The following is a 2,500-nucleotide window of genomic DNA, read 5'->3' as shown; positions in this document are numbered from 1 at the left end:
GCGCGCCCCTCACCGCGTGCTCCCTCACTGAGAGCCCCGGAACTCCGGCCCCTCCACGATCAGTCCGGCGACCAGCGTGCCCGACATGCCCGCGTGCGCGAGCCCGCCGCCGGGGTGCGCCCAGCCGCCGGCCGCGAAGAGCCCCGGCAGGCCCGTGCCGTTGGCCGGGTGGAGCAGCCGCCCTTCGCCTGCCGCGAGGGACGGGGGCGGGACCGCGCCGCCGTCGGCGCCGGTGGCCCCGGCGATGTCGGCGGGGGCATGGACCTCGTGCCACAGCAGCCGCTCCCGCAGCCGGGGGACCACCGACCCGGCGCGGTCGATGAGCCGCTCCACGTCCGCCGCGGTGACCTCCGTGTGCGCGGGCACCGTGACCGTCAGCGTGAGCGCCTCGTGCCCGGCGTCGGGCACGAGCGCGGGGTCGGCCGGGCGCAGCACCGTGAGGGTGGGGGCCTGGGGGAGTCCGGGTTGGTCGCCGAAGACCCGGTCGAGCTCGTCCCGGCGGTCGGAGGTGTGCAGCACCGTCCGGTGGGGTGTGCCGTCGGGCCGGGCGTCGCGCAGGGCGAGGAAGATCATGAGACGGCTCGGCAGTCCCGAGCGGGCCTGCACCTCACCCTCCGCCCGTATGTTCACACCGGATGCGCCGGGCATCCCGGATACACCGGACAACAGGCCGTCGAGCGCGCCGGGCGCGACCCCGGCGACCACGAAGTCCGCCTCCTGCGCCGTCCCGTCCGCGAGCTCGACGCCCGCGGCGCGGCCGTCCTTCTCGATGATCCGGGCGACGGGGGAGTCGAACGCGAACTCGACCCGGCGGGCCAGGCACCGTTCGTACACGGCGCGTGCGAGCGCGCGCATGCCGCCGCGCACGGACCACGCGCCGAAGGTGTGCTCCATGTAGGGCAGGACGGCGGCGCTCGCCGGGGTCGTGCGGGGGTCGAGTCCCCATGCGAGGGCGTACTGCTCGAGGAGCGCGAGGAGGCGTGCGTCGCCGCCCAGTTCGAGCTCGCCGACTCCGGTGAGGGTGGTCGCGCGCAGGTCGCGCCGCAAAAGGCGCTTGTGCGGCACCGAGGGGTAGGGCTCGCGCTCGGCGAGAACCCGCCAGTTCGGCCAGAGCGGCTCTTCCAGGAGGGGGCGCCGGGTGCGGTCCCATGCCTCGCGGGCGCGGTTCATGTACCCCGACCAGAGGGCGCCCGCGTCGCCGCCGAGGGCCGCGTCCAGGGCCTCGCCGACGCCCGCGCGCGAGGCGTTGGGCAGGTCGACCGCCTTGCCGTCCGCGAAGACATGCCGCACGGCGGGCTCCACCTGGGACAGCTCGACGCACTGCTCCAGCGGTTCCTTGCCCGTCTTGACGAACAGGTCGCGATAGACGGCGGGCAGATGCAGGAGACCGGGGCCCGTGTCGAAGGAGAAGCCGTCACGCCCGACGCTGCCGAGCGCGCCGCCGTACGTACCCGACCGCTCGTGCACCACCACCCGGTGGCCCGCGACGGCCAGCCGGGCGGCGGCCGCCATCGCGCCCATCCCGGCGCCGATCACCACAATCCGTGCCATGCCAGGGACTTTATCGGCCACCACTGACAGTCACGCCGGGAGCCCTCAGTCCGGCGGCCGTCCCGCGTGCGCCGCGAGGTGTTTCTCCTCGCGCCGCTGTGCCCTGCGCCGCAGGAACCGCCGGATCCGCGAGACCAGGAAGTACACCGCGATCAGGCCGAGCACCAGCAGCACGGCCGCGATGATCGCCGCGGCCTCCGGGTAGAACATCGCGAAGGTGACGATCCCGCCGACCCCGAGATCCTCCGCCGTGCTCACGATGATGTTGCTGAACGGCTCCGGCGACGAGTTGATCGCCATCCGCGTCCCGGCCTTCACGAAGTGGCTCGCCAGCGCCGTCGAACCGCCCACCGCGCCCGCCGCCAGATCGGACAGCGAACCGCTCTGGCCCGCGAGCAGCGCACCCACCACCGCGCCGGAGACCGGCCGGATCACGGTGTGCACCGTGTCCCACACCGAGTCGACGTAAGGGATCTTGTCGGCGACGGCCTCGCAGGCGAAGAGGATCCCGGCGGCGATCAGCACATCAGGACGTTGCAGCGACTCGGGAACCTCGTCGGTGATCCCGGTCGCGCCGAAGACACCGAGCAGCAGGACCACGGCGTACGCGTTGATCCCGCTGGCCCAGCCGCTGGTGAACACCAGGGGGAGTACGGACACGGACGCGATCGTAACCAGTCGGGAACGTCCCGGCCCGGGGTTGAGTGCCCGGGTCTGAGTATCCGTACCTAGAGATGGAGATGAGTATGAGCGCGGATGGGTCCCGACCTGCGCAGACGGAAGAGTGAGGGACACGGAGAAGGGCGCAGCGTCCGTACCGCCGACACGGGGCGGCGGAACGGCGCGGCGCCCTTGGCCGCTCCTCCCGCCTCGCCGAAGGCGGGAGCGAGACACGGGGTGACGGGCGACCACCCGGGGATGACCACCGGGGGGCCGAACGGGGGAGTAC

General features: G+C 73.5%; 2 protein-coding genes. Both read right to left on the bottom strand.

Translation table 11 applies throughout. The features are described from left to right. Nucleotides 1–24: 24 nt before the first annotated feature. Nucleotides 25–1,551, bottom strand: a complete 1,527-nt coding sequence (locus ACQKIP_RS45105; RefSeq protein ID WP_365852775.1) for a phytoene desaturase family protein — start codon at nt 1,549–1,551, stop codon at nt 25–27. A gap of 45 nt (nt 1,552–1,596) precedes the next feature. Further along, nucleotides 1,597–2,211 carry a DUF4126 domain-containing protein gene (locus ACQKIP_RS45100; protein ID WP_365852777.1) on the bottom strand — a complete coding sequence of 205 codons (615 nt, stop codon included), beginning with the start codon at nt 2,209–2,211 and terminating at the stop codon, nt 1,597–1,599. Between the last annotated feature and the right edge of the window lie 289 nt (nt 2,212–2,500).

It is taken from the genome of Streptomyces sp. NPDC059900 (genome assembly GCF_050270335.1).
Lineage (GTDB): Bacteria > Actinomycetota > Actinomycetes > Streptomycetales > Streptomycetaceae > Streptomyces.
This window is presented reverse-complemented; position numbering and strand designations above follow the sequence as displayed.